Annotated in this window: 23 protein-coding genes; 5 read left to right on the top strand and 18 right to left on the bottom strand. The window is 61.1% G+C overall.

Annotated features, from left to right (window positions below; genetic code table 11):
- Nucleotides 1-31: 31 nt before the first annotated feature.
- The 5 genes from J5J10_RS10550 to J5J10_RS10530 form a co-directional block, all read right to left on the bottom strand.
- Nucleotides 32-955 carry an omptin family outer membrane protease gene (locus J5J10_RS10550; RefSeq protein ID WP_211929837.1) on the bottom strand — a complete coding sequence of 308 codons (924 nt, stop codon included), beginning with the start codon at nt 953-955 and terminating at the stop codon, nt 32-34.
- A gap of 152 nt (nt 956-1,107) precedes the next feature.
- On the bottom strand, nt 1,108-2,628 hold the full coding sequence (ppx, locus tag J5J10_RS10545) for an exopolyphosphatase (RefSeq protein ID WP_211929836.1): 1,521 nt from the start codon (nt 2,626-2,628) through the stop codon (nt 1,108-1,110).
- A gap of 10 nt (nt 2,629-2,638) precedes the next feature.
- On the bottom strand, nt 2,639-4,831 hold the full coding sequence (locus J5J10_RS10540) for an RNA degradosome polyphosphate kinase (protein WP_211929835.1): 2,193 nt from the start codon (nt 4,829-4,831) through the stop codon (nt 2,639-2,641).
- A 54-nt stretch (nt 4,832-4,885) separates the two neighbouring features.
- Complete coding sequence (hdaA, locus tag J5J10_RS10535) at nt 4,886-5,614, bottom strand: DnaA regulatory inactivator HdaA (protein ID WP_208549161.1); 729 nt, start codon at nt 5,612-5,614, stop codon at nt 4,886-4,888.
- Nucleotides 5,615-6,736 (bottom strand): AI-2E family transporter, encoded by a 1,122-nt coding sequence (locus tag J5J10_RS10530; RefSeq protein WP_211929834.1) that lies wholly within the window; start codon nt 6,734-6,736, stop codon nt 5,615-5,617. It abuts the gene before it with no gap.
- 261 nt (nt 6,737-6,997) lie between these two features.
- Between J5J10_RS10530 and purM the strand changes: the two genes are divergently transcribed.
- Together purM and purN are read left to right on the top strand one after the other, a co-directional pair.
- On the top strand, nt 6,998-8,071 hold the full coding sequence (gene purM, locus J5J10_RS10525) for a phosphoribosylformylglycinamidine cyclo-ligase (RefSeq protein ID WP_211929833.1): 1,074 nt from the start codon (nt 6,998-7,000) through the stop codon (nt 8,069-8,071).
- On the top strand, nt 8,068-8,718 hold the full coding sequence (gene purN / locus J5J10_RS10520; RefSeq protein ID WP_211929832.1) for a phosphoribosylglycinamide formyltransferase: 651 nt from the start codon (nt 8,068-8,070) through the stop codon (nt 8,716-8,718). The genes purM and purN overlap by 4 nt, the downstream gene beginning before the upstream one ends.
- Before the next feature lie 61 nt (nt 8,719-8,779).
- Here the strand turns inward: purN and J5J10_RS10515 are convergent, their stop codons facing one another.
- Nucleotides 8,780-9,586, bottom strand: a complete 807-nt coding sequence (locus J5J10_RS10515) for an SDR family oxidoreductase (RefSeq protein WP_211929831.1) — start codon at nt 9,584-9,586, stop codon at nt 8,780-8,782.
- A 196-nt stretch (nt 9,587-9,782) separates the two neighbouring features.
- Between J5J10_RS10515 and J5J10_RS10510 the strand changes: the two genes are divergently transcribed.
- Nucleotides 9,783-10,061: a hypothetical protein gene (locus tag J5J10_RS10510; RefSeq protein ID WP_211929830.1), complete on the top strand. Its 279-nt coding sequence runs from the start codon at nt 9,783-9,785 to the stop codon at nt 10,059-10,061.
- A 43-nt stretch (nt 10,062-10,104) separates the two neighbouring features.
- Here J5J10_RS10510 and J5J10_RS10505 read toward each other — a convergent pair whose 3' ends face one another.
- On the bottom strand, nt 10,105-11,463 hold the full coding sequence (locus tag J5J10_RS10505) for an esterase-like activity of phytase family protein (protein ID WP_211929829.1): 1,359 nt from the start codon (nt 11,461-11,463) through the stop codon (nt 10,105-10,107).
- A 98-nt stretch (nt 11,464-11,561) separates the two neighbouring features.
- Nucleotides 11,562-12,461 carry an AraC family transcriptional regulator gene (locus J5J10_RS10500; protein WP_211929828.1) on the bottom strand — a complete coding sequence of 300 codons (900 nt, stop codon included), beginning with the start codon at nt 12,459-12,461 and terminating at the stop codon, nt 11,562-11,564.
- Here J5J10_RS10500 and J5J10_RS10495 point away from each other — a divergent pair.
- Nucleotides 12,460-12,867 (top strand): DUF2000 family protein, encoded by a 408-nt coding sequence (locus tag J5J10_RS10495; RefSeq protein WP_211929827.1) that lies wholly within the window; start codon nt 12,460-12,462, stop codon nt 12,865-12,867. The two genes, J5J10_RS10500 and J5J10_RS10495, sit on opposite strands and share 2 nt — an antisense overlap.
- Here the strand turns inward: J5J10_RS10495 and J5J10_RS10490 are convergent.
- The 9 genes from J5J10_RS10490 to J5J10_RS10450 form a co-directional block, all read right to left on the bottom strand.
- Nucleotides 12,839-13,171: a hypothetical protein gene (locus tag J5J10_RS10490; RefSeq protein ID WP_211929826.1), complete on the bottom strand. Its 333-nt coding sequence runs from the start codon at nt 13,169-13,171 to the stop codon at nt 12,839-12,841. The genes J5J10_RS10495 and J5J10_RS10490 overlap by 29 nt on opposite strands.
- On the bottom strand, nt 13,172-14,182 hold the full coding sequence (locus tag J5J10_RS10485) for a DUF2891 domain-containing protein (protein ID WP_211929825.1): 1,011 nt from the start codon (nt 14,180-14,182) through the stop codon (nt 13,172-13,174). It abuts the gene before it with no gap.
- A complete protein-coding gene (locus tag J5J10_RS10480) occupies nt 14,166-15,155 on the bottom strand; it encodes a small ribosomal subunit Rsm22 family protein (protein WP_211929824.1) in 990 nt (329 codons plus the stop codon). Before J5J10_RS10480 ends, J5J10_RS10485 begins: the two co-directional genes overlap by 17 nt.
- Nucleotides 15,156-15,159: 4 nt before the next feature.
- On the bottom strand, nt 15,160-15,639 hold the full coding sequence (locus tag J5J10_RS10475) for a GNAT family N-acetyltransferase (RefSeq protein ID WP_211929823.1): 480 nt from the start codon (nt 15,637-15,639) through the stop codon (nt 15,160-15,162).
- 1 nt (nt 15,640) lies between these two features.
- Entirely contained in the window at nt 15,641-16,786 is a 1,146-nt protein-coding gene (rnd, locus tag J5J10_RS10470; protein ID WP_211929822.1) for a ribonuclease D, read from the bottom strand.
- Nucleotides 16,787-16,945: 159 nt separating this feature from the next.
- Complete coding sequence (locus J5J10_RS10465; RefSeq protein WP_211929821.1) at nt 16,946-18,349, bottom strand: multicopper oxidase family protein; 1,404 nt, start codon at nt 18,347-18,349, stop codon at nt 16,946-16,948.
- Between the two features lie 100 nt (nt 18,350-18,449).
- The gene (locus J5J10_RS10460; RefSeq protein ID WP_211929820.1) at nt 18,450-19,691 is read right to left on the bottom strand and encodes an MFS transporter; all 1,242 of its coding nucleotides are present in this window, start codon (nt 19,689-19,691) and stop codon (nt 18,450-18,452) included.
- 150 nt (nt 19,692-19,841) lie between these two features.
- Nucleotides 19,842-20,690 (bottom strand): hypothetical protein, encoded by an 849-nt coding sequence (locus J5J10_RS10455; RefSeq protein ID WP_211929819.1) that lies wholly within the window; start codon nt 20,688-20,690, stop codon nt 19,842-19,844.
- A 3-nt stretch (nt 20,691-20,693) separates the two neighbouring features.
- On the bottom strand, nt 20,694-21,122 hold the full coding sequence (locus J5J10_RS10450) for an ABA4-like family protein (RefSeq protein WP_211929818.1): 429 nt from the start codon (nt 21,120-21,122) through the stop codon (nt 20,694-20,696).
- Nucleotides 21,123-21,220: 98 nt separating this feature from the next.
- On the opposite strand from J5J10_RS10450, the gene J5J10_RS10445 reads away from it, so the two are divergent.
- A complete protein-coding gene (locus J5J10_RS10445) occupies nt 21,221-21,823 on the top strand; it encodes a TetR/AcrR family transcriptional regulator (RefSeq protein WP_211929817.1) in 603 nt (200 codons plus the stop codon).
- Nucleotides 21,824-21,928: 105 nt separating this feature from the next.
- Here J5J10_RS10445 and J5J10_RS10440 read toward each other — a convergent pair whose 3' ends face one another.
- A complete protein-coding gene (locus tag J5J10_RS10440; protein WP_211929816.1) occupies nt 21,929-24,058 on the bottom strand; it encodes a calcium-binding protein in 2,130 nt (709 codons plus the stop codon).
- Nucleotides 24,059-24,117: the final 59 nt, after the last annotated feature.

Below are 24,117 nucleotides of genomic sequence, written 5' to 3'. Positions count from 1 at the left end.
TCTGCGGATGCTTGTGCGCGATCCGCCCTTTTCAGAATGTGCCTTTGAGGCCGAACGAGATCGACATGGCCTCGAAGGTGGCGCCCGCACCGTCCTCAAAATACATGTCGGCGGAGCCGCCGGTCGTGTCCACGATCTTCACATCACCGTAGGAATGGAAGACCTTGTCCCAGGAGCCCGTCAGGTAGAGCGATGCGCTCTGCGTCAGGGCGTAATTGGCGGTTACGGATGCGCCGAGCATGGGAGCCATGTCCATGCTGTCATAGAAGCGCAGGTCGCGCGCCCAGTGATCGTCGATGTCCTCGATGCCGAAGCTGACGCCACCGCGCAGGCCACCGCTGAAGGTAAACTGGCCAACCTTGTGCTCGCCGCTGACAGCCAGGTAGCCGACCGGCACCTTCTGTTGGTAACTGATGCCCTTTTCGCCGTCTGGGAAATTGCCGACGTCGTCGCGGAATCCCTTGTAGCTGTAGATGTAGGAGCCACCATAGGCCGTCCATTTGACGTCGCTGTAGGTGAAGCCGGCGCCGATGCTCACGGCAGAGGCGTCGTCCTTGAAGACCTCACGATCGATCTGGATATTGGCGCTGAAGTAATGGTCGAGACGGGTATCCGGATGAATCGAACGGTCGCTCCATTCGTCGGGAACCACCAGCCAGTCGTAGTCGACCATGTGCCCGTCGCCGCCCGTACCGATATCAAGGTCGCCTCGGATCGTCCAATCCTTGTCCAGCTCTGCTTCTAGGCCAAGAGTGAAGATCGAAACCCATTTGCTTTCCCAGTTGAGTTCGCTGAGCTTCGATCCGCCATCGTAGACGAGTTCGTCGGCCTTGATGTTGGCAAGGCCGTATCCGCCGTAGATTGAAAAGTCGGGGCCGAATGCGTCTTCAGCGAAAGCCAGCGCTGGACATGCAGCCAGTGCGCCTGCAAGCAGGCCGGTACGAAAAATGCTCATCTAGGAACGCCCCCTTGTTCACCGTGAATTCGGGGTGAACCTACTCAAGGTGAAGGCTTTGCCAACCGTCAGCATCGTCCAGAACTGGGCGGTTCCTCGACCATATCTGGTCGCAATTCGATTAATTGGCGGAAAACGGCTGAAATTTCAGACTATTCGAACCGGAAGGCCAAGCGCTTGCCGGTGAGTTTCGCCAGTTGCTGTAATCTCCCGTCCAGACGTTCGCCTGCGAGATCCTGATGGATCACCGGAACGACGAATTCGAGATCCGTATCGGCTGCGGTGCTTTGCGCGAACGTCAATTTGTTGATGATGCCCGGCATCGAGGCGGAAAAGAGATAGACGACCCTCAGCAACCCGCCGAGCAGTTTCGCGCGCTCCAGAAGCGGTTCTGTGGCGATCGCCGCGAGTGGCCCGGTCCGTCCGTCATCGTATAGGCCTTCGAAGCGATAGTAGTTCGTCAGTCCGATGAAGGCTCGACCCGGATGGGTAATGCCGACGAGCGAGGAATGCGCAATGATGTTGAGCGCCTGCAATCCTCTGTAGTCCGGATGCGCGCGCCAGCTGATATCGGCAAGCAGGCATGCGGCCCGGCGATATCGGGCCTCTTCCTCGGTCTCTGTGACCCCGAAGAACGGCATCATCCGTCCTGTCCAGTCGGCCAGTTCACGTGCATGTTCCGGCGAACGCGCCCTCAGAATTGCGAGTTCGTCGGCTGCCGTCAGGAGCGGATCGAGCGCCTTGTCCTGGTCCGAGAGCAGCGAATAGAGATAGCCTTCGCGCACGCCCTGCGCCGAGAAGCAGACATTTCTGGGCCTCATGGCGACCAGCACTTCCCGCATGGCCACAGCACCGAAGGGGATGAGCGCGCGGCGGTTCTTCGAGATCGTCGACCAGGCGGGATCCTTGGCATTGGCGCCGGAAATGATGTCACCGAGAAACCTGACAATTTCATCGTAGGACAACTCGTACCCCTGCATCATGTGCAGCGGATATCCGCGCATCTCCATGTGCAGTTTGGCGATATTGCGCCAGGTTCCACCGACCGCATAGAAGGTCCGGTCCTTCCCCCGTTGCAGCAATTGAGCTTTGACGATCAGTCTGCGAGCGAGTTCCTGGGCCTTGGGCAAGGCGCCCGCGGCGCTTTCGGAAAGTCTCAGCCCGCCCAGCGGCAGGGTGATGCCCTTGCCGACGCTGGAGCCTTGGATGTCGATCAGTTCGAGCGAACCGCCGCCCAGATCTCCGGCGATACCATCGGGCTCATGAAAGCCGCTGATCACGCCGAGCGCGGAATAAAGTGCTTCCTGTTCGCCACTGAGAACCAGAACCTTCTGCCCAAGGATGCGCTCCGCTTCTTCGATGAAGGCTGGACCGTTGCTGGCTTCGCGGGCTGCGGCGGTTGCAAGCACGTACATCGCCGTCGCCTGCGCCTGACGGGAGAGCGCGGTAAAACGGCGCAAGGCCGCCAGTGCTCGCTCCACCCCGTCTTCGTCCATGCGTCCGCTTCCGGCGAGACCCTTGCCGAGCCCGCAGAGAACCTTTTCGTTGAAAAGGACGGTTGGCGCTCGCGACAGTCCCTCGTAAACCACGAGGCGGATCGAGTTCGATCCGATGTCGACGACGGAGACAGGAGCAATTCCGGGAAGGCGCCCCTGTGCTTCAGATCTTGTCATGAATGTCCAGTTATCGTTTCCGACCGGAAATCACTCCGGCGATCAGCTTTGGCGCGCTCGATTTCAAGGCTTCGCCGCGGCCCGAGAGGCTCGGATTGGTCATGAAATATTGCTGCGCATTGAAAGGTTCTTCGCCTTGCCGCACGTCCATCCTGCGGGAGGTGCCGTCGGCCAATATCTCGTAGCTTTGTTGGTTGTCAATCAGATTGCCAAGCATGATCTGTGAAAGCACCTGCTCATGCACTGTCGGATTGACCAGCGGAACGAGCGTTTCCACGCGACGATCGAGATTTCGCGGCATCATGTCGGCAGAGCCAATGTAGACGAGGGCCTTCTCCGACGGCAAACCATGGCCGTTGCCGAAGCAGAAAATGCGGCTGTGCTCCAGGAAGCGGCCGACGATCGACTTCACCCGGATATTGTCCGACAGACCGGGCACCCGGGGTCTCAGGCAGCATATGCCGCGGATCACCAGATCGACCTCGACGCCCGCGCGGCTGGCATTGTAAAGCGCATCGATGATTTCCGGATCGACGAGCGAATTCATCTTCATCCAGATGGCAGCCGGCCGTCCCGCTTTCGCGTGCTCGATTTCCTCGCCGATATGCCTGAGAATGCGCGGACGAAGGGTGTAGGGTGACACTGCAAGCTTCATGCTTTCCTCGGGCTCGCCGTAGCCCGTGATGAAGTTGAAGATGTTCGCCATGTCGTGAGCAATCTTCGGATTGCAGGTGAAGAACGACAGGTCGGTATAGATCTTGGCGGTGATCGGGTGGTAGTTGCCCGTCCCGAGGTGGCAATAGGTCCTGAGCTTGCCGTCTTCCCGACGCACCACCATCGACATCTTGGCATGTGTCTTGAGTTCGATGAAGCCGAACACGACCTGCACGCCGGCGCGCTCGAGGTCGCGCGCCCAACGGATGTTGGCCTCTTCATCGAAGCGGGCTTTCAGTTCGACCAGCGCCGTCACCGATTTCCCCGCTTCGGCAGCATCGATCAGAGCCCGGACGATCGGGCTGTCATTGGAGGTGCGGTAGAGTGTCTGCTTGATCGCCAGAACGTCCGGATCGCGGGCTGCCTGCAGCAGGAACTGCACGACGACGTCGAAACTTTCGTAAGGGTGGTGGACCACCATGTCCTTTTCACGGATCGCCGCCAGGCAGTCGCCGGCATGCTCGCGCACGCGTTCGGGGAAACGGGCATTGTAAGGTTCGAAACGCAAATCGTCGCGCGGCGCCTTGGTGATTTCCGAGATGGTGTTAAGTGCCAGCAGTCCGGGTAGAACCGCAACGCGGTTGTCCGGCACGCCCAGTTCATGGACCACGAATTGTCTGAGGGCGGCGGGCATTTCCGAGTCGGTCTCTATCCTGATCACGGAGCCGCGTCGCCTGCGCTTCAGGGCCGTTTCGAAGAAGCGGACCAGATCCTCTGCCTCTTCCTCCACCTCGATATCGCTGTCGCGGATGATGCGGAACGTGCCGAAGCCGGTGACCTCGTAACCGGGATAGAGCCGGTGGATGAACATGCCGACGGCGTCTTCGAGCGTGATGTAGCGAATCGCGTTCTTGTCGTCCGGCAGGCGGATGAAACGGTCGAGTGTGGGCGGCAATCGCAGCAGCGCCGTCATCGGCTCGCGCGTACGTTTGCTTTCCAGCTGCAGCCCCATCGAGAAGCCGAGGTTCGGGATGAAGGGGAAGGGATGCGCAGGATCGATGGACAACGGCGTGAGGACAGGAAAGATCGCCTCTTCGAATTCGTTTTCCAGCCACTGACGATCCTCGGCCGACAATGCGGCCGGCCGGACGATCAGGATATCCTCCCGGGCCAGATATTGCTGAAGAACCGCCAGAGAAGCCTGCTGCTCCATCTGCAGGTTGTCGATTTCCTTCAGGATTTCCTCGAGCTGTTCCGCCGGCGTCTTGCCGTCAGGGCTTCGGACAACGATGCCCTGCCGGACCTGTCCTTCGAGACCGGCGACGCGCACCATGAAGAATTCATCGAGGTTTGTCGCCGAAATCGACAGGAACCGGACGCGCTCAAGCAGGGGGTGGGCGGTGTTCAGTGTTTCTTCGAGAACCCGTCGGTTGAACTGGAGCCAGGAGAATTCCCGGTTGATGAAGCGCTCCGGGCTGTTCATCAGATCCTCGGGCGCGGCCGCGTCGATACCGTTGGTCGGCTGCCCCTCGATTGCGCCCGTATCCATGCTTCGCCCCCTCGTTCTCTCAACGCTTTCGGCAATTATAACAAATTCACGACGTTACTGTGACAGCTCATCCTGTTGTGAAGATTGCGCTAAAATGCCTTCTATGGCCTCCCCGGCGAGTGACTTCGACACCTTCGCGCGCCGCGAAAGTGCGAGCCTGTCGATGTTCTCCACCACCATTTGCGCGGCGCTGAAAGACCGTTCGATCCGGGTCATGATATAGGCGACGATCTTGTCGTCCACATGAAGCTGGCGGTCTGCGAAGAGCTTTACGATCAGTTGCGACAGGTGTTCCTCATCAGGCTCGCCGATCTCGATCATCGTCGCCGCGCGCAGGCGGGACTTGAGATCGGGGAGCGAAACCGGCCAGGCCAGCGGCCAGGTTCTTGCAGTCATCAGCAGAGACGTCGAGTTCTGGCGAACGCTGTTGATCACATGGAACAGTTCCGTCTCACTGAACTCGCGGCGGTCCGCGTCTTCCAGTATCACAGGCCCTGCGGCTGCAATCAGCGACGCCTGGCCGTTTTCCCGGGCGTCGATATCTGTGGCGCCGCTCGCATCCCGCCATATGGCCGCCAGATGTGATTTTCCAGAGCTTGGCGGCCCGGTGATAATGACCACCGGCGAAGGCCAGTCCGGCCAGCGATCGATAAGACCGACGGCGGCTTCCATGCGTTCCGACACCAATAGGTCGTCACGCCCCGACGACGGCGGATAGGCAAGGGCGAGCGGCAGTTGCTCGGCCTTTCGCCGTCGCGATGCCAGCTTTTTCAACTCACTCATTTACGCCTCGGGCAGACGGTCCGTCGATGTGATCACTGTCGACGACCGTTCGTTCTCGTAGAGATCACTTTCAAGATACCGGCGCAGCGCGAAGCGGACAAGAACACCGATCGCCGCCGCAGCCGGTACGGCGATCAGGACGCCGACGAAGCCGAACAGGGCGCCGAAGGCAAAAAGGGCGAACATCAGCCAGACGGGGTGCAGTCCGACGCTGGAACCGATGAGCTTGGGTTGCAGGATATTGCCTTCGATGAACTGCCCGGAAAAGAAGAAGGCGGCCACGATGCCGACCTGCACCCAGTCTGCCCCGTATTGAACCAGCGCCACGCCAACGGCGAGCAAAAGGCCAACGGTCGAGCCGACATACGGGATGAAGCTGATGAAACCTGTGAAGAGCCCGATCAGCAGGCCGAAGTTGAGACCGATCAGCGATAGGCCGATGCCGTAATAGATGGCCTGGATCAGGCACAGCGAGCCTTGCCCGCGCACGAAGCCGGCGATCGCATTGTCCATCTCGGTCGCGATCTCACGGACATCGCCGAGGTAGCGACGCGGTACCCAGCTATCGACCTTGGCGATCATGCGGTCCCAGTCGAGAAGCATGTAGAAGGCCACGACCGGGGTGACCACAAGCAGCGAGGCGATGTCGACGATCGCCTTGCCGGAACTCCAGATCTGCGACAGCAGTGTGCCAACGAAGCCGATGCCCTCCGAAAGATAGCGCGAGAAGTTTGACTTTATCGTATCCATCTGCCCATCCACCCAGTCGGGCAGCCAGGCTGCATTGGATTGTGCGACCAGGTTCTGGAGTTGCGTCACATAGTCCGGAACCCGCTGGATGAAGTCATTGAGCTGTGAGGCCAGGAGCGGGATGATCAGCATCAGCGACAGCACGAAGACGACGACGAAGCTGACCAGGATCACGATCGTTGCCATCAGCCGGTTGAGGCCCCTGCGTTCCAGCCAGTCGGCCACCGGATCGAGGAAATAGGCAAGGGCCATCCCGGCGACGAAGGGCAGCAGGATTGTCCGGAACACCATCAGGAATAGAATGAAAACTGCCAGCACGCCGAGCCAGAACAGGAACTGGCGGCGCAGGCCGGAAGCGCTGATGTGTGACATTTTCTCTTCCTCTGGTCCGAAAACGGGAGCCGGGTACGACGAAGCCTTTGTTGACTGACGAATACGGCAGCGGACTCGGGCCGGTCAAGCGCGGCGCTGGTCCAATGCTGGCCGGAGTGGCTGACATTGGATACTGGGGAGTAAAGCTACGGACATTCGGAATTAGCGTCCAAAACGGTCGCTTTTCCGGCGCCGGTCTTGCATCCTTGCACGCGTCATGTAATGGCGAGCCGCAAAAATACCCAGCCATGGAGAGCTGATATGAACCAGCAAGACCGCAACGGCCTGACCTACAGCGACGCCGGGGTCGACATCGATGCCGGAAACCTGCTGGTTGAGAAGATCAAGCCCGCCGTGCGCTCCACCCGTCGCCCAGGTGCCGATGGAGAGATTGGCGGCTTCGGCGGACTCTTTGATCTCAAGGCCGCAGGCTTCAAGGATCCGATCCTCGTTGCCGCCAACGATGGCGTCGGCACCAAGCTGAAGATCGCGATCGACGCCAATATTCACGATACTGTCGGCATCGACCTCGTCGCCATGTGCGTCAACGATCTCGTGGTTCAGGGCGCGGAGCCGCTTCTCTTCCTGGACTACTTCGCCACCGGCAAGCTGGACCCGGAACAGGGTGCGGCGATCGTCGAGGGCATTGCCGCCGGCTGCCGCGAGGCGGGCTGCGCGCTGATCGGGGGAGAAACCGCCGAAATGCCGGGCATGTATTCATCCGGCGACTACGACCTTGCGGGGTTTGCCGTGGGCGCCGCCGAACGGGGGCAACTCCTTCCCACTGGCGATATCGCCGCAGGTGACGTGATCCTCGGTCTCTCCTCGTCAGGCGTCCATTCCAACGGTTTTTCGCTCGTGCGCAAGATCGTCGGGCTCTCCGGCCTCGGCTGGGATGCCCCGGCACCCTTCGCCGAGGGAAAGTCGCTTGGTGCGGCTTTGCTGACCCCGACCCGCATCTACGTCAAGCCGCTCCTGAAGGCGATCCGCGAGACCGGCGCGCTGAAGGCGCTCGCCCACATCACCGGCGGCGGCTTCCCGGAAAACATCCCGCGTGTCCTGCCAAAGCACCTCGCCGCCGAAATTGATCTTTCGTCGATCAAGGTCCCGGCCGTGTTTTCCTGGCTCGCCAAGACCGGCGGCGTCGCCCGCAACGAGATGCTGCGCACCTTCAACTGCGGCGTCGGCATGATCGTCGTCGTTCCTGCTTCTGAAGCCGATCGCGTATCGGCGGTTCTGTCTGCGGAAGGCGAAACCGTTTTCACGCTCGGCCGCATGCTCGAGCGTGGCGAAGGCGCATCTGGAACCGTTTACACGGGTGAACTCGCCCTATGATCCGCAAGCGCGTCGTCGTCTTCATCTCGGGCAGCGGCTCCAACATGATGGCGCTGCTGGCCGCGACGCGCGCACCTGATTTTCCCGCAGAAATTATCGCTGTCATCGCAGACAAGGCGGAAGCGGGCGGGCTTGCCAAGGCTGCCGCAGAAGGCGTCGCGACCTTCCATTTCGAGCGCAAGGCTTACGCCGGCAAGGCGGAGCATGAGGCGGCAATACTTGCCAAGCTCACTGAACTTGCACCCGACCTGATCTGCCTCGCCGGTTACATGCGGCTATTGTCGGCGGACTTCATTCGGGCCTACGACGGCCGTATCCTCAACATCCATCCGTCGCTTCTTCCGCTCTTCCCCGGCCTCCACACCCACGCGCGGGCGATCGAAGCGGGTATGCGCGTGAGTGGTTGCACCGTGCATTTCGTGACGCCAGGCATGGACGAAGGGCCGGTGATAGGTCAGGCGGCGGTTCCTGTTCTTCCGAGCGACACCGCCGACGCGCTGGCTGCCCGCGTATTGACGGTCGAGCATCGCCTCTATCCGGAGGCTCTGCGTCAGGTGGCCCTCGGCGCGGTTTCGATGAGCGCCGATGGCCGGGTGGTATCGATATCTGCTTCGACCGACGCCAGCGCCTTTATCGTCTCGACCTAATCCGGGCCCGCAGACGGGATTTCCTTCGATGTAGCCTCACGAAAAGGCGAGAAAGACGTTTTCAGTCAGCCGGGTCACCGCTCGCTCGGCTCATGAAGGCCTCGGCGCCCTTTGCCAGCACGGCACGTGGAAGTAGCCTGGAGACGAGGGCGATCATCTTGTTGAACGGTCCGGCGACGACATTGTGGCGTCCGCGATCCAGCGCCGTGAGTCCAATCTCTGCCACCGGTCCGGGCTGCATCAGCATGCGGGCAGTCGTCGGATTGAGCCTGTGCTTGGCCCGCGACCAGAAATGCGTCTCGGTTGGACCGGGGCAGAGCACCGTGACCACGACCTTCTTGCGGCGCAATTCCTCGTGCAGGGCATAGCCGAGCGACAGGACATAGGACTTGGTCGCTGCGTAGACCGCGTAGCCGGGGATGGGTTGATAGGCGGCGGTGCTGGCGACGAGCAGGATGCGACCGCCGCCGCGTTCGGCCATATCCTTTGCAAATACGTGCGTGAGTTCCGTCAAGGCACGCACGTTGACGTCGATCATGGCGGCTTCCCGCTCGGTCGGCTGTTTTATGAAACGCCCATGGATGCCGAAGCCCGCGTTGTTGATGAGTGTGTCGATGGCAATGCCACGCTGCTTGATGGCGGCGTGCAACCGTGCGCCAGCGCCGACTTCTCCGAGTTCAAACGCCTCGCTCGCCACCTCGATGTGGAAGGTGCTGCTCAGCTCGCCTTCCAGCGCTGCAAGGGCATCCTTGTTCCGAGCGGTGAGCAGCAGATTGTAGCCTCGCTGCGCAAGTCCGGCGCAAAACGCTCGACCCAAACCGCCGGTGGCGCCTGTTACCAGGGCCCATTTACCATTGCGTTCTACCACTGAGCTCTCCCTGCTATCCGGCGGCAATGTCACCGACAGAGTGATCCCCTGCAAGGCCTGTTGATGCGAAAGCCGGGCAAAGTTTAGCTCGTGTTAACCGAGTGCGGATCGGCCCGCTTAGGCCCAGAAACGGACGTTGTGTGTCCGTCGCGTGGAACTAATGTGCGGCTCATCGGAATTCAGAAAGGATTTTTATATGACGGAATACAAGCTCGATATCGAGTTCTCGGGGGATATTATCCAGACGATCGGGGGCGGCCAGAAGCTGGTGATTGCAAAGCCGGTCAGCGGCGATGCAGCCGGCAACTCGGCCTGGTTAACGCTGAATCCCTTCGATCAAAACAAGATTGACTGGACCGAGGACTACAAGATCTATTCCGAGCAGGCCACTGGCGCGCAGTCCGTTAACGTCAGCGATGTCGCTGCACAACCGCCTATAAACCTGACCTTCGACGGCGATTTCTTCATCGCTTGAGGACGTGGCCCGCGACCTTTCCGGTCGCGGGTCGTTCCGTTTTTTACTTCGCCGACAGGAACTCGCCGACTTCGAGCAGGACGAACTCGTTGTCGTCGGCCTTGTCCAGCGCGCGGCCGGCCGAGAAGGGCAGGTTGTTGTCGTTACCGACGACGATGTGTGTCGGATCGATTACGTCGACATTCTCGATGGTGACGAAGGGCATGTCGTAGAAGCCTTCGCCGCCGCCCTGACGCTTTTTGTTGTCGGGGTCGTCGATCTTCATAAGATCGATGTAGCCGATCTTGCGCACCGCCTTGCCGGCGTTCTCGTCTGTCATCTCGATCTTGTATATCCGCTTGTGCTTGGCCGGAACCGCAAAGCAGTCGGCGGCCGGTGCCTTCGGGTCGGCGCAGGCCTTGTCGGCCGTGCCGGCGCCGTTGTCGCGCTCGATGACGAGGGCCGTCGTTTCGTCGATCATGTTGAAGTCGCCAATCGCTTCGCCGCCTTCGGAGAGCGGATAGAGCCAGCTCTTGCCGGTCCAGGTTTTCGAAGCCACGTCAAACTCGATGACGCGCAGCGCCGTCAGGCTGTCGGCCTTCTCGACCGAACCGTCCTCGAGATAGAGCGGACCTTCCAGCATGCCATAGAGCTTGCTGCCGTCCTTCGACATGGCGAGGCCTTCATAGCCGCCCGAACGCTTGAGGTTGAAGACCGGCATCTTTGCGGTCGGGTTGGCGGGAACAACGAGGGTCGGATTATCGGGCGACTCGACGTCGATTTCACCGGCCTTCGTGGCGATCACGTCCGTCAATTTGCCGTCGGGGCTGAATTTCAGGAGGTAAGGGCCGAACTCTTCGCCGATCCAGAAACCGTCAGCAACGGGTTGAATCGATTCCACGTCGAAATCCGCACCCGTCAGATAGCGCTGCTCAGCACCTTCCATCACGATCGGGAAGGGCGCCTTCTTGTCGGGATCGGAGAGGAACAGGGTCTCCAGGACTTCTACCTTACCGGCCTCCCAGTCGAACTTCACATGATGCAGCATCAGCATCGAGTCGGACGAGTTGATCTTCGAACCGAAGCCGTTGTCGGAGAGGCTCCAGAACGTGCCGTCCTCCATGGTCTTGATGCCGGAGAAGCCCTGCATGGCTTGGCCGTCGAACGGCATGGAAAGCCCGGTCGGACGCACGCCGTCCTTGCCTGGTACGGTGCCGAGACCTTCAGCCCGCTTGCGGTCAGCGGTCGTGAATTTCGCCGAGGTCTTCAGGTGTTCCGGCGCATCGGCGGGTGCCGGGATAATTGTGTTGGCCGGCAGGATGGCGTGGCTGACAAGCTTGGCGGTAAAGACCTTTTCTTCTGCAAGCGCGGGGCTGGTGGAGAGGACGAAAAGAGCGACGGAGGCGAGGAAATGTTTGTGCATGGGTCACCTTCTTCATGGAAAAGGGATTGGGACGAGGCATGCATAAGCACGCCCCGTGTCACGTCCGTTGCTGTTCGATGAAGTTTCGGTGACTGTCCTCAGGTCGATGAAAGCGCCTGCCAGCGGCCTGGCGTGATGCCGTAGGCGCGCCGGAAATGCCGCGTGAAATGCGCCTGGTCGGCAAAGCCCGCAGCGTAGGCGGCATCCGCAAGTCCGAAGCCTTCCCGGATGAAGCGCCGGGCGGTATCGAGTCGCCGCATCACCAGATAACGATGCGGGCTGGTGCCGAAGGCGCGGCGGAACTGCCGGGCGATGGTGTAGCGGTCGAGACCGGCTATCTCTTCGAGTTCTTGGGAAGGAACATCACGGACGACGTTGCTGGCCAAATGCTCGCGGCACGCGATCATTGCAGCGGACACTCCACGCTGGACCCTTGAACCCGGATCGTCGCTATGGCGACGCAACCCGTCGGCGATCATCGCCAAGATTCCATCGACAGCAAGCTCAGATGGCTCCTCTTCGAGAGACGCGAGCGCTCCTCCGAGTTGTCCGCGAAAGGTTGCGTCACTGACGACAGGATCGGCAACGAAAGGCAGCACGCCGCAATGCCCCAGGGCATCGGCAATCTTTTCCGGCGCCACGTATATCATCCGGTAGACGAGGCCGCTTTCCGTGCCGGCGGCTCCGTCGTGCAGTTCGTCGGGGTGAAGCACGATGATGTTGCCGGGCAGGCTGGCTCGGCGCGAACCGCGATAGCTAAAGGTCTGGACGCCCGACAGCGTGACGCCGATGCCGTAGGTGTCGTGTCGGTGAGGTGAAAACCCGTCGCCCCGGAACGCGGCCTCAATGTGTTCGAGCCCCGACAGACCGCCCAGCAACCGCAAGCGGTCGCCCGTCATGTCGCTGCACGATCGTTCAAGACCCTTCGAAGGCGCTTTGGCTATAGCCGCGTCCGGGCCGGTTTCGCCCACATAGCCACGAAGGGAATTGTCGCTCATGTTCGGTACCAAGATCGTCGTCGTCCTCAGGGAAGACCTGGCCAGCTGGCAGAAGCTCAACGTGACCGCGTTTCTGATAAGCGGCATAGTCGCGCAGGCGCCGTCGGTGATCGGTGAACCTTATAGTGATGCCTTGGGCAACGTCTACAATCCCATGGCCGGACAGCCCATCGTCATCCTCTCCGCCGATCAGGAGGTCTTACGCACTATTCACCGACGCTCGCTCGAACGCGAGGTCACGAGTTCGCTTTACATCGAGGAGATGTTTTCGACCGGCCATGACGCGGCGAACCGGGCCGTGTTTGCGGAATTCGGGCCCGACGACGCGAAGGTCGTTGGCATCGCGCTGCGAACCGAGAAGAAGGTCGCCGACAAGATCACGAAGGGCGCCAGGCTTCACGCATGAAATCGGCGGCGAGTTCGATGCCGACCGGTGCCAGAATGATCGCGGCACCGATCGGGGTGGAAAAGCCGGACAGCAGGAACGCAGCGATGCTTGCGGCAAGATAGGTTGCCCATAGCCACCGCTGCCGTGTCCTCAGACCCGCTACACTGACGGCGAGATTCGCCAGCGCCAGGGAAACGGCGATCGCGAATGCCGGCGCCGCCTCAACGAGGTCGCGCTGGCGCAGATCGCTGGTCAGCAGGGCGAGCGCGGCTATGCCAAGTACGAAGACCAGCAGCTTTTTCGAGGAGATCACTCCCGACAATCACGCCTCCAGCGCCAGAACGGCGAAACTCGCCAGCCAGTGTTCACCCATGTAGTCGCCCGCGATGTGGGGCAGGGCGGCGTCAAGGTGTCGTTCCGCCGCCGACATCATCGCCGCATTTCGCGGATCGCCATCGGGCAGGGCGGTTGCCAGGGACCGTAAGCACCAGGCCCGGCTGAGGTTCAGCCCGTCCAGATGCGCGATCTTTCCGTCGGAGCGATCGGAGACATTTACGGGCGTGAAGATTGTCCGGGGCTGTTCTTGGTGAAGATCTGGCAGAAATCGATCGAACCAGGGCCGAAAGGCGTCCGGCGTGAGTAGCCGCCGCATGCATTCCGCCTCAATCAGCGTCGATGACAGGAAATCGTCGCCGGATGGCTCTCCCCAGGCTGGGCAGTCCGCGTCTGGCCCGTACCAGCGCACTGCCGTCTCCCGCAGAAGGGCGAGCAAACGCGCATCTTGGACCCCTTCGGCATAATCGGCGGAAAGTCGCAGCGCGAATGCCGTGTTGAAATGCGTGCCGACACGAACCGGATACGCGGCGATCGGCAGGAAGTCTCGGAAGCGCTCGACAAACATTCCGGAGAGCGGCGATAGGGCATCGAACCATCTTTGGTCGCGACAGCTAACTAGTTCGGCGGAAAGTTTCAGCAGCCAGCCCCAGCCATAAGGTCGTTCGAACCCGCGTGCGGTCGGCGCAGCGAGATAGCGGCATTCGGCGTCGATCTTATCAGGCACGAGATGGTCATCGAACAGGCGCTCGATATCGTCGGCGGACGGCAATCCCGGAAAGCGGTTCAAAAGACGCGCCAGCATCCAGTAGCCATGCACGCAGGAATGCCAGTCGTAGCTGCCGTAGAAGACGGGATGCAGATCGCGGGGCGTGCGCGCATCCGCGTCCGACAAGAGCACGTGGCCGGGCTTGTTGGGATATTCCCGCGTCACATGGGAAAGCGCGATACGCGCGAACCGCTCCGCTGTTTCGGCATCGAGTTCATGGCGCGTCGCCATCGGCTGCCTCCATGTCGATCGCGTCACCCCAATCGGCCCGTCTTGCATGCCGGAACAGGTCGCCGTCGCGCCGGCTGACGGTTACATCCGACGCCGTGCCATCGGTCCGGCAAAGCTTCACGCGCGCCACGCCACTCGCAAGCTTCGGCGGCGCCAGCACACGCGCCGCCGGCAACTGCGCCGGCTGACGGGAGGCGGCGATGAAAATGTATTTTTCGTCCTCCCACGGCACCTCGCCACGCTTGGCCAGTCGATGGACACGTGATCGCGCCACCCGGCGCGAGAAATGGCACCAGTCCGGCGAGACGATGGGACAGTCCATCTGGTGAGGGCAAGGGGCTACCAGATTTGCGCCGAGGGTCAGCAGCGCCTGCCGGACTGCCAGTATACGCTTCCATCCCGCCGGCGTACCCGGTTCGACAATGATGATGGTATGGCCCGTCAGCCTCCAAAGTCTCTCCACGACATCGTGGAGACTGCTCTCCGGCAGTTCGTCCAGCACGTAGCAAAGTGTCACGAGATCGGCCGGTGCAAGTGTCGGTGGCTTGAGGGTAACGTCGCCTTCGAGCCAGTGACAGTCGATGGAAGATGCTAAAGACAGCTTTTGCCCGACAGAGCGGATCGCCGCGCTCGCCTCGATCATGGAGGCGGTTTGCAATGTGGACCAGCAATCGACAGAAGCCCAGAGCGCCGTTCCCGGTCCGGCGCCGAAATCGGTAAGGCTGACGGGCAGAAAATCTGGCGAAGCGTCCGCTACCATCTCCATCGCAGCCCGAACGGCGGCAAAGGTCGCCGGAAGCCGCGTGGCCAGATAGGCCTTGGCGGCCAGTCCGTCATCGATATGGAAACGTCCGTCGCGCACCTCGCGCCTGTAGCGATCGGAAAGCCGTTCGCCGGCGCGGGCGAGTTTCTCGATCGGCTCACCCTCGAGCATTCTGTCTACGGCCTGTCGGAGCGGGGCGGGAAGTTCCACGGCTTTATCCCGCGCGCGCAGCGGCCCATTCGGGTCGCAGGATCGACATCATGATGAGATTGCGCCGGGTGTCGTCCGGCAGTAGCGCGGCTTCGCGCTTGACGCCTTCGATGCTGAAACCGCATTTGCGATACAGTTGGACAGCCGAGGCGTTTCCGTCGATCGCGTGAAGCCAGAAACGGTGCGCAGACGTGTTTTCGAACGTCCATTCGATGATAGCGGGCAGGATTTTTGATCCGAGACCTTTGCCTGTTTCCACCACGGCCAGCCGCTTCAGGCAGACATTCCCATCGCGACCGCCAAGTTCGTTCAGGATTGCAAAGCCGCACTCGGGAGCGATGAGATAGGCCCAACTTGGATCTACCAGGAGCCGTTGATGCTCCGCTTCATCGAAGCGGCCGACAACCTTGTCATATCCCGGAAGCCGTTCCGTCCGCATGATGAAAGGAATGTCGTGCGCGGTCGCGGCGCGGAGACCAGGCACGCTAGAGTTCCACCGCCTCGATGCGCTTGCCGGCGAAGCGCAGCGCAATGCCGCCGCCGATCAGCTTCAATGCCGCCTCGCCAAACAATTCGCGGCGCCAGCCATGCATGGCCGGTACGTTTGCCTGTTCACCCTCAACCGCAATCTTGTCGAGATCGTCGCTGTTGGCGATCATCTTGGCGGCGACACCGTGCTTTTCGGAGATCAGGCGCAACAGGACCTTGAGCAACTCCACGGCCGAGGCGGCGCCATCGGGCGTGTGGCTGTGCCGAGGTACTTGCGGCATGTCGGCCTTGGGAAGCGCCAGCGCCGCATTCACGGCTTCTACGATCGCAGATCCGGCCGACGAACGCTCCCAACCCTTCGGAATGGTCCTGAGCCGACCGAGCGCTTCCGTATCCTTCGGCTGCTGCTGTGCGATTTCGAAGATCGCATCGTCCTTCAGCACGCGCGAGCGCGGCACGTTGCGCGAACGGGCCTCGCGCTCCCGCCATGCGGCGACGAATTTCATCACCGCCAGTTCCTGCGGCTTGCGCAAACGCATCTTGAGCCGCTGCCACGCATCATCGGGATGCATGTCGTAGGTCTCTCGCGATTCCAGGATCGCCATTTCCTCGACCAGCCAACTGGCACGGTCTTCGCGTTCCAGCTCTTCCTTGAGCTTGAGGTAGACGTCGCGCAGGTGTGTGACATCAGCCAGCGCGTAGTCCAGTTGCTTTTCCGACAACGGCCGGCGGCTCCAGTCGGTGAAGCGCGATGACTTGTCGATGTGCACACCCTTCACTTTCTGTACGAGCTGGTCGTAGGAAACGCTGTCGCCGAAACCGCAGACCATGGCGGCCACCTGCGTGTCGAAGATCGGATGCGGAATGAGATTGCCGAGATGGAAGACGATTTCGATGTCCTGCCGCGCGGCGTGGAACACCTTCACCACAGAACTGTCGGCCATCAACTCGAAAAACGGCTGGAGGTCGATACCCTTGGCGAGCGGGTCGACGATCACTTCGAGGTCGGGGCTGGCCATCTGGATGAGACAAAGCTCCGGCCAGAAGGTCGTTTCCCGAAGGAATTCGGTATCGATCGTGATGAAATCGGATTTGGCAAGGATCTGGCAGGCTTCCGCCAGAGCGTCAGTTGTTTCGATCATTTCGGCTCGACTAGGTGGAAAAGACGTATCGTCCTTCCTTTCCCTTTAGGCCCGACATGTCAATACAAAGCACCTGCAACGATGCTGCCCCATGTCCCAGCAGAGATATTTCTGACATTCTTGTTGTTGTCGTGCGTCAGTGACCGTTGCCACGGTGGACTAGATCACTCTGACATAACTCGTCATGCCCGTCTTCTGGTGTTCGATGATATGGCAATGCAGCACCCAGTCGCCGGGATTGTCAGCGACCAGAGCAAGCTGAACCTTCTCGTCAGGCAAAACCAGATAGGTATCGCTCGGCAGCTTCGTCACCACCTGCTTCGATGAGGAGACCGGCACGAAGTTCATGCCGTGCAGATGGATCGGATGGGCATGCGGAGTGACGTTCTCGAGGTTAATGAGATAGGTCCGGCCGAGTTTCATCTCCGCCAAGGGCGCCGTCGGATCGTCGGTGTCGCCGGGCCAGGGCTTTTTGTTGATTGCCCAGAACGAATATCCGAGCGTGCCACAGATGGACTCGGCCGACGCCTGTTCCGCCGTGGCGCTGAGAACGAGAGGTATCTCGGTCGCCGAGGCGAGATCGTACTCGACCGGCGCGTTCGGTGCGAGTGGAGGGACATCCGCAAGCGTCCGTGTCAGCGAAGCGCCGGTCGCTCGGAAGCGCGCCACGATCTTAGGGGTTGAAGGGCGCACGTCGACAAGTTGCGCGACGCTTCCTTCGCTTCCGGGCATTCGGACCACCAGATCGAGCCGCTGTCCGGGTGACAATGTTGCCATATCGAGTGCAGCGGGTGAGGGGAGGGGCTGACCATCCAGTGCCACGATGACGGCGTCTGCGCCTTCCAGTCTCAGATTGTAAAGCCGAGTAACGTCGGAGGCGACCAGCCTCAGCCGGACGAGCCCTCCCGTGGGAGCATCGAAGCTTGGCTCTATCGTCCAGTTGGCGGTCCTGACGGTGCCGAAGGTTCCCGACTTGGCGGCGTCACGCGCCTTGAATTGTTCGATGAACTGGCCGTCACCTCCGAGCCGCCAGTCGCGCAGGTTGAGAGCAATTTCCGCGTCGAAAACCGGATCGGCAGCATCCTCGACGATCAGTATCCCTGTAAGACCGCGACCCATTTGCGTCAGCGTGTTGCAGTGCGGATGATACCAGAACGTTCCGGCGTCCGGCGCGCTGAATGTGTAGTCGAAGCTGTCACCGGGGTAGATGTAGGGCTGTGTCAGAAAGGGGACGCCATCGACGGCGTTCGGAATCCGCAGGCCATGCCAGTGAATCGTCGTCGGCTCGTCGAGACGGTTGACCAGACGGGCGGAAAAGGGTTCGCCACGCTTGATCCGGAGCGTCGGTGGCATCAGATCCGCAGAAAGGTTCGATGAGCGGTAGGTCATGGCCTTTCGTGTGGCATTGGGTGCCATGATCGGCACATCGGCGAACGCTGTCTCGATGATAACCGGCTCGGATGCGGCACGTGCGGTGCCACGAACACCTGACAGGCCGAAGCCGACGCCATAGGCACCGACAGCGGCGGCCCCACCTGTCAATAAGGTACGTCGTGTTAGCATGGCGACGGGCTCCGCGCGAAGAATTGGCTTTCCCTGGCCATAAACCTGACGACCGAGGTCATCAATATCCAACTGTCGCGCATCTTGCCGCAGGTTCGATCTATTCCGCGCCGTCACGACCCTTGCCGCTGCCGGCGAGTTTGGCGAAGAACGTCGATGTCCTCAGCAACGAACGGAACCGCATCCGGCGCTCCGAGGTGGGGACCGCCTCGCGAACGTTCATCCGGAGGATCGTGTAGGCCATGAAGCCGCCGAGCACGACAACCATATAGATGAACAGAGCATGCGGTCCGAAAATGTCGATCATCACGGAGGCGAAGAGCGGGCCGATGATGGCGCCGATCGACCAGAAGAACAGAGTGCCCGCAGACACCAGTGCATGTTGTCCCGGCGCCGCATGGTCGTTGGCGTGGGCGGAGCACAGCGAATAAAGGGGCATGGCGAACGCGCCGAAGGCGAAGATGCCGATATAGTTCAGCCAGATGTTCTCACCCGCGCCGAAGGCGATGAAAAGCCCCGCCAGGAAGGAGCCGAGGGTCGCCGCGAGGATGATCAGGCGCCGATCCAGTTTGTCGGAATAGTGCCCCAGGGGATACTGAAGCACGACGCCCGCGAAAATGCCGACACTCATGAAGGTCGCGATTGACGTGACGGACATGCCGATGCCGTCGGCATAGATGGGGCCGAGGGAGCGGAAGCTGGAATTGGTGAAGCCGACGACCATGCACCCGACCGTGGCCAGCGGCGAGACTTTCCACAACACCCGCAGATCGAAGCGCACGTGTTCGGGAGCGGCCGGACTGGATTTGTCGGTGAGCGAGATTGGCACCAGCGATAGCGTCAGCGCCATGGAGATGATGACGAAGAGCTCGAAGCCGCCGATGCCGACCGCCGGAATGACGTACTGCGCCAGCGTCACCGCTCCCAGGTCGACGAAACGGTAGAGTGACAGCGTCCGCGCGCGCGTCGCATTGGTCACCTTGGCGTTCAGCCAGCTTTCCACCACGGCGAAGAGACCGGCGAAGCAGATGCCCTGCACCAGCCGCATGACAAACCACGACGTTGGATCGATGAAAAGCAGCATCAGGATCGAGCCGGCCGAGGCTATGGCGGCCAGCGCCGAGAAGGTCCGGATATGGCCGATCGCCCGGATGATCCGGGTGACGTAGATGCAACCAATGGCAAAACCGATGTTATAGCCGGTCCCCACCACGCCGATCATCGAGGGCGAAAACCCTTCCTGAAGCGCGCGCAACGAGATGAACGTCGCCTGCAGACCGTTGCCGCCGATCAGGATGCCGGCGGTGACGAGCAGTGGAACGAGCGGGCGTATGGACGACATCGTGTCTCGGCGACTGGCTGGACCACGGAATCGTTCCGTGTGGTCCAGCCGTTTTACCGATCATCTCTGGTTGAATACAGGGGGGCGTATCGATGGACCCATCACAAAATGCGATTGGATCAGAATTGGGTGGCGCCGGACCTTAACCCGTTAGAGAAACGGCTGTCCGTCGATGGCCTGAAAAAACGTCAGCGCGACGACCACGACGCTGGCAATCGCGCCGGCAACAATTCCCGGTCTTGCCATCGCTGGGGCGGTTCGATCGAGGATCAGTCCCAGAATGGGCAGGGCCTGCATGATATGCGTGGCGAAGAAGTGCGGCACCCTCAGGTCGCCGCCGGTGCGCGACCATCCGAACAGGAAAAGCCCGCCCGCATCGCTTCGGACACCGCCAACCCAGTGGCCTGGTCCGTCGATCTGGCCGCTGCCGAGCGTGAAGGCGGTGACAAGCGTCAACACGCTGCCGAGTATGAGGCCCCAGCCGCCTCCCAGTCTTAGGCCTGTTCCTGTTCCTGGCGCGGGTCGAAGCAGGATATAAAGGCCGATAACCAAGCTCGATAGGACGAGAAAAGCCGCGCCGAAACCCATGAGATTGTAGGCGAGCCGTTCGGCATCCGTTTCGAAGTTGAAGTGTGACGCTCGCCCGCGCGCGGCCTGAAATGTTATGTAAACGATTTCCCCGGTGGACGTCACTGCCGCGGTCAACGCCGCTGCGAGAATGCCTCGACCGTGTCGGGCTGTCGCGTCGATCCTCGGCAGCAGGAGCAATAGTGTTGCAAGCATCACGACCAGCGAAGCCTGGAACTTGAGCGGTTTTACCCACACGCTGATGTCGTTTAACAGCCGCTCGTCCAACAAGAAGGCGAAGATGCTGGGGAAGGCAAGCGCCAGCTGGAAGCCGATGGCAACGGTCAGAATGTGTTCCGGCGTCGAGGATCTGCTCGGGGGGGCGCTGGCCGACTGCGCCAGGGATTGGGGTCCATCAATAAGGAGCGTCATGAGTCAGGCCCTTTTCCGCGAAAGCACCATCTCGGTGACGCGGGTGATGTAGAACAGGAGAAGTCCGATCGGCCCGAACATGAATGTGCCGATCAGCATTGGAACCTGGAGCAGCCGGTTGTAGCCGCGCCGGTCGGCTTCGACCGCGATCCAGGTTCCGATGAAGAGATCGAACGCCAGATAATGCACCCAACCCGCAACCAGGCCGCCGTCGCTTAGAAACAACGCCCTCACTTCGGCGATGGAGCCGAAACCGCCACCCTCGATCCGAAAGAAGTAGACGAAGATGAGCACCGCATAGGTGAGGCTTAGCGCGCCGATCAGGCCGAAGCGGAGCCCCGCGATCAGCATCGGCCACCGTGGCAAAAGGATCAGGGCGACCCAACCGATTATGGCTGCGGTGCTCGCGAGGGAAAAGACGGTATCGAACATCGCAACCTCATCTTGACGGTGACAAGATAAGAATGGAGCGAAACTAGGCAATGTCAAGATGCTTTTGACAGAGGCGTCACGTGGGATTATGAAGACCCATGACGCTGCGGAAGGCATATCATCACGGAGACCTCAGGAAGGCGCTTGTCGAGGCCGGCCTGTCGATGATCGAGGAGTTGGGATCCGAGGGCCTTTCACTACGCAAGATCGCCGCCCGGGTCGGCGTTTCCCATGCGGCGCCCGAACATCATTTCCCAACCCTGCGCCACCTGCTGACCGCGCTTGCCGCCGAAGGTTTTCGAAGCTTTCGGCAGGCGATGTTGACGGCGATGCAGTCGTCTCCCGGAACGCCGCCCGAACAACTGCGGGCGGCTTTGGAAGGGTATCTCGCCTTCGCCCGTGCGCAGCCGCATCTGTTCCGGCTGATGTTCGACAAGACCAGACTGGATTGGGAGGACCCGGCGCTCGGCGAGGCGGGGCAGGCTGCCCGTGACGTGCTGAGCGACATCTGCCGCCCGGCGGTGGTCCGCCTCGGACTGGACACGCCGGCCGGCCGGCTTTCGGTCGAGCATCTTGTCTGGTCATATGCGCACGGCTATGCGCATCTCTTTATCGACAAGAAGATCGAAAGCGATAGCGAAAGGATCGGCATCGCTGTCACGCCGCCTCTCGATCTGGCGCAATTGCTTCTCCCGGATTGAGGCTTGCGGGCGCGATAAAAAAACGCCCCGGACAGGTGTGCATCTGTCCGGGGCGCATTGGTCGAGGGTTCGCGGGGGAGAGTATGAACCTCGACCAAATCGGTCTCAGAACAGGAAGTCTCCCGCATTGAGGTTCTTGATGGAGACGTGTTCGAGGGTGATGGAGTGACCCGAGGTGATGTCGATCACGACATTGCTTCCGACCTGATGCATGTGGTTTGCCTTGAGGTCGGAATAGCTGGTGATAGCGGAGACGGCCGAGAGGTCGAGGATGTCGTGGTCCGATCCGGTGGCATCGAAGTCGGTGATCCTGTCCTTGCCGTCGCTGTTGCGGAAGACGAAGCGGTCTGTGCCGGTTCCGCCCGTAAGGATGTCGTTTCCGCTTTGGCCGTAGAGCGTGTCGTTACCGGCCCCGCCGCTGATCTTGTCGTTACCGGCCCCGCCGGACAGCTTGTTGTTTCCGCTGTTGCCGGTGATGGTGTTGGCGAGCGCATTGCCGGTCGCGCTGATATTGGCCGAGCCTGAAAGCGAGATGTGCTCGACATTGCCGAGCTTGGCGATGGAGTAGGAGACGGTGGAGATGATCTTGTCGGTTCCCTGGCCGTTGCTTTCCTTGATGACGTCGGCGGTGGTGTCGACATAATAGGTGTCGTTGCCGGTCCCGCCGGCCATGGTGTCGGCTCCCTTGCCGCCGTTCAGCGTATCGTTGCCGGCGCCGCCGTTGAGAACGTCCTTGCCGTCGAGGCCGTAAAGCCTGTTGTCGTTACCATTGCCGGTGATAACATTGTCCAACGCATTGCCGGTGCCGTCGATCTTCCCGCTGCCGGTAAGGGATAGACGCTCGACCGAACCTTTGCCGGTGAGGTTGAAGCTTATCGAGCTTTTCACGGTGTCAGTGCCCTGTCCGACCATCTCGCGAATGACATCACCGGCCGAATTGATGACATAGGTATCATTGCCGTAGCCACCGATCAGGGTGTCGTCGCCGCCGCGACCGTCCAGCACGTCGTTGCCGCCATAGCCGACAATCGTCTCATCCCAATCGGTACCGCGCAGGCTCTCGCTCTGGCCGCTACCGCGAATATCCGGTGCAAAATGGCGCTGATAGATCCCATAGGACGAGCCGTCTTGCCCGAACGACACCCACGATACGACCCAGCTTCCGTCCGATAGAGCGGAGAGGACGGGCGAATACTGGGCGTTCGCTGTGGTGACGCTGATAAGCGTCTCCGAGCCGACCGCACGTCCCTCCGCGTCGTAGCGCTGCATATAAACGTCGTTGCTCGCATCGTCGCTCGGCTTGTTCTGCCAGGCGACCACCCAGCCGCCATCGGCAAGGGCCACGGCGCTGGAGTTGAACTGGTCGCCGGCAATCGTCGAGTTGACCGTGAGTTGCGCTCCGTCGGTGCTCCCGTCGGCGGCGTAACGCTGCTGATAGACATTGTAGCCTTCGGTGCCGTCGTCGGATGTCCAGGTGACGAGCCAGCCTCCGTCCCCGAGCGCGATGGTGGTGGGAATGAACTGCGTCCGGTCCGTTCCGATATTGATGCGGGTTTCGGCTCCGATGTGCTCGCCGTCGGATCCGAAACGCTGTTGAAACACGTCGTAGGAGGTGTCTCCCGCGCCGACCCAGCTGACGACCCAGCCACCATCCGCAAGACCGGTCACTGTCGGCGAATACTGGTGACCTGCACGGGTGGTGTTGGCGATCGTCTCGCCGCCGACCTTGTTGCCCGAGGCGTCGTACCGCTGCATCGAAACGCCCGAGGACGAGCCGTCGACCTCCGGGCTCTCCCAGGCGACAATCCACCCGCCATCCGCGAGGGTCGTGACCACCGGCGTGCGCTGGTCACCGGTGCCGAACTCGTTGACCAGGGTTTCCGTGCCGACCTTCCGGCCGTCTGCGTCAAAGCGCTGCTGGTAGACCTCGCCAAAGTTCTGCGCGTCGCGGCCGGCCCAGGTGACGATCCAGCCGCCGTCGTCCAGCGCGGAGACGCTGGTTTCCTGCTGGCTGCCGATGGTGGAGGTGCTGATCAGCGTTTCCCCACCGATCGGCTGACCATTGGCGCCGTAGTGTTGCTGGTAAGTCCCGTAGCTCGAGCCGTCCTGGCTCTCGGAGGACCATGTGACGATCCAGCCACCATCGGCGAGGCCGGTGACGGCCGGCCAGGTCTGCGCGCCCGAGGTGAATGTGTTGACGCGTGTTTCTGCGCTGCCGGTTGCAAGCGTGGTCATGATTTTGCTCCTTATCCCTTTTCAAATCGCAGGCCGTAGCCGGTACGGTTCCGGATTCC

It is taken from the genome of Ciceribacter sp. L1K23 (genome assembly GCF_018122705.1).
Lineage (GTDB): Bacteria > Pseudomonadota > Alphaproteobacteria > Rhizobiales > Rhizobiaceae > Allorhizobium.
The sequence above is the reverse complement of the archived record's forward strand: the minus strand, read 5'-3'. Positions and strand labels throughout refer to the sequence as shown.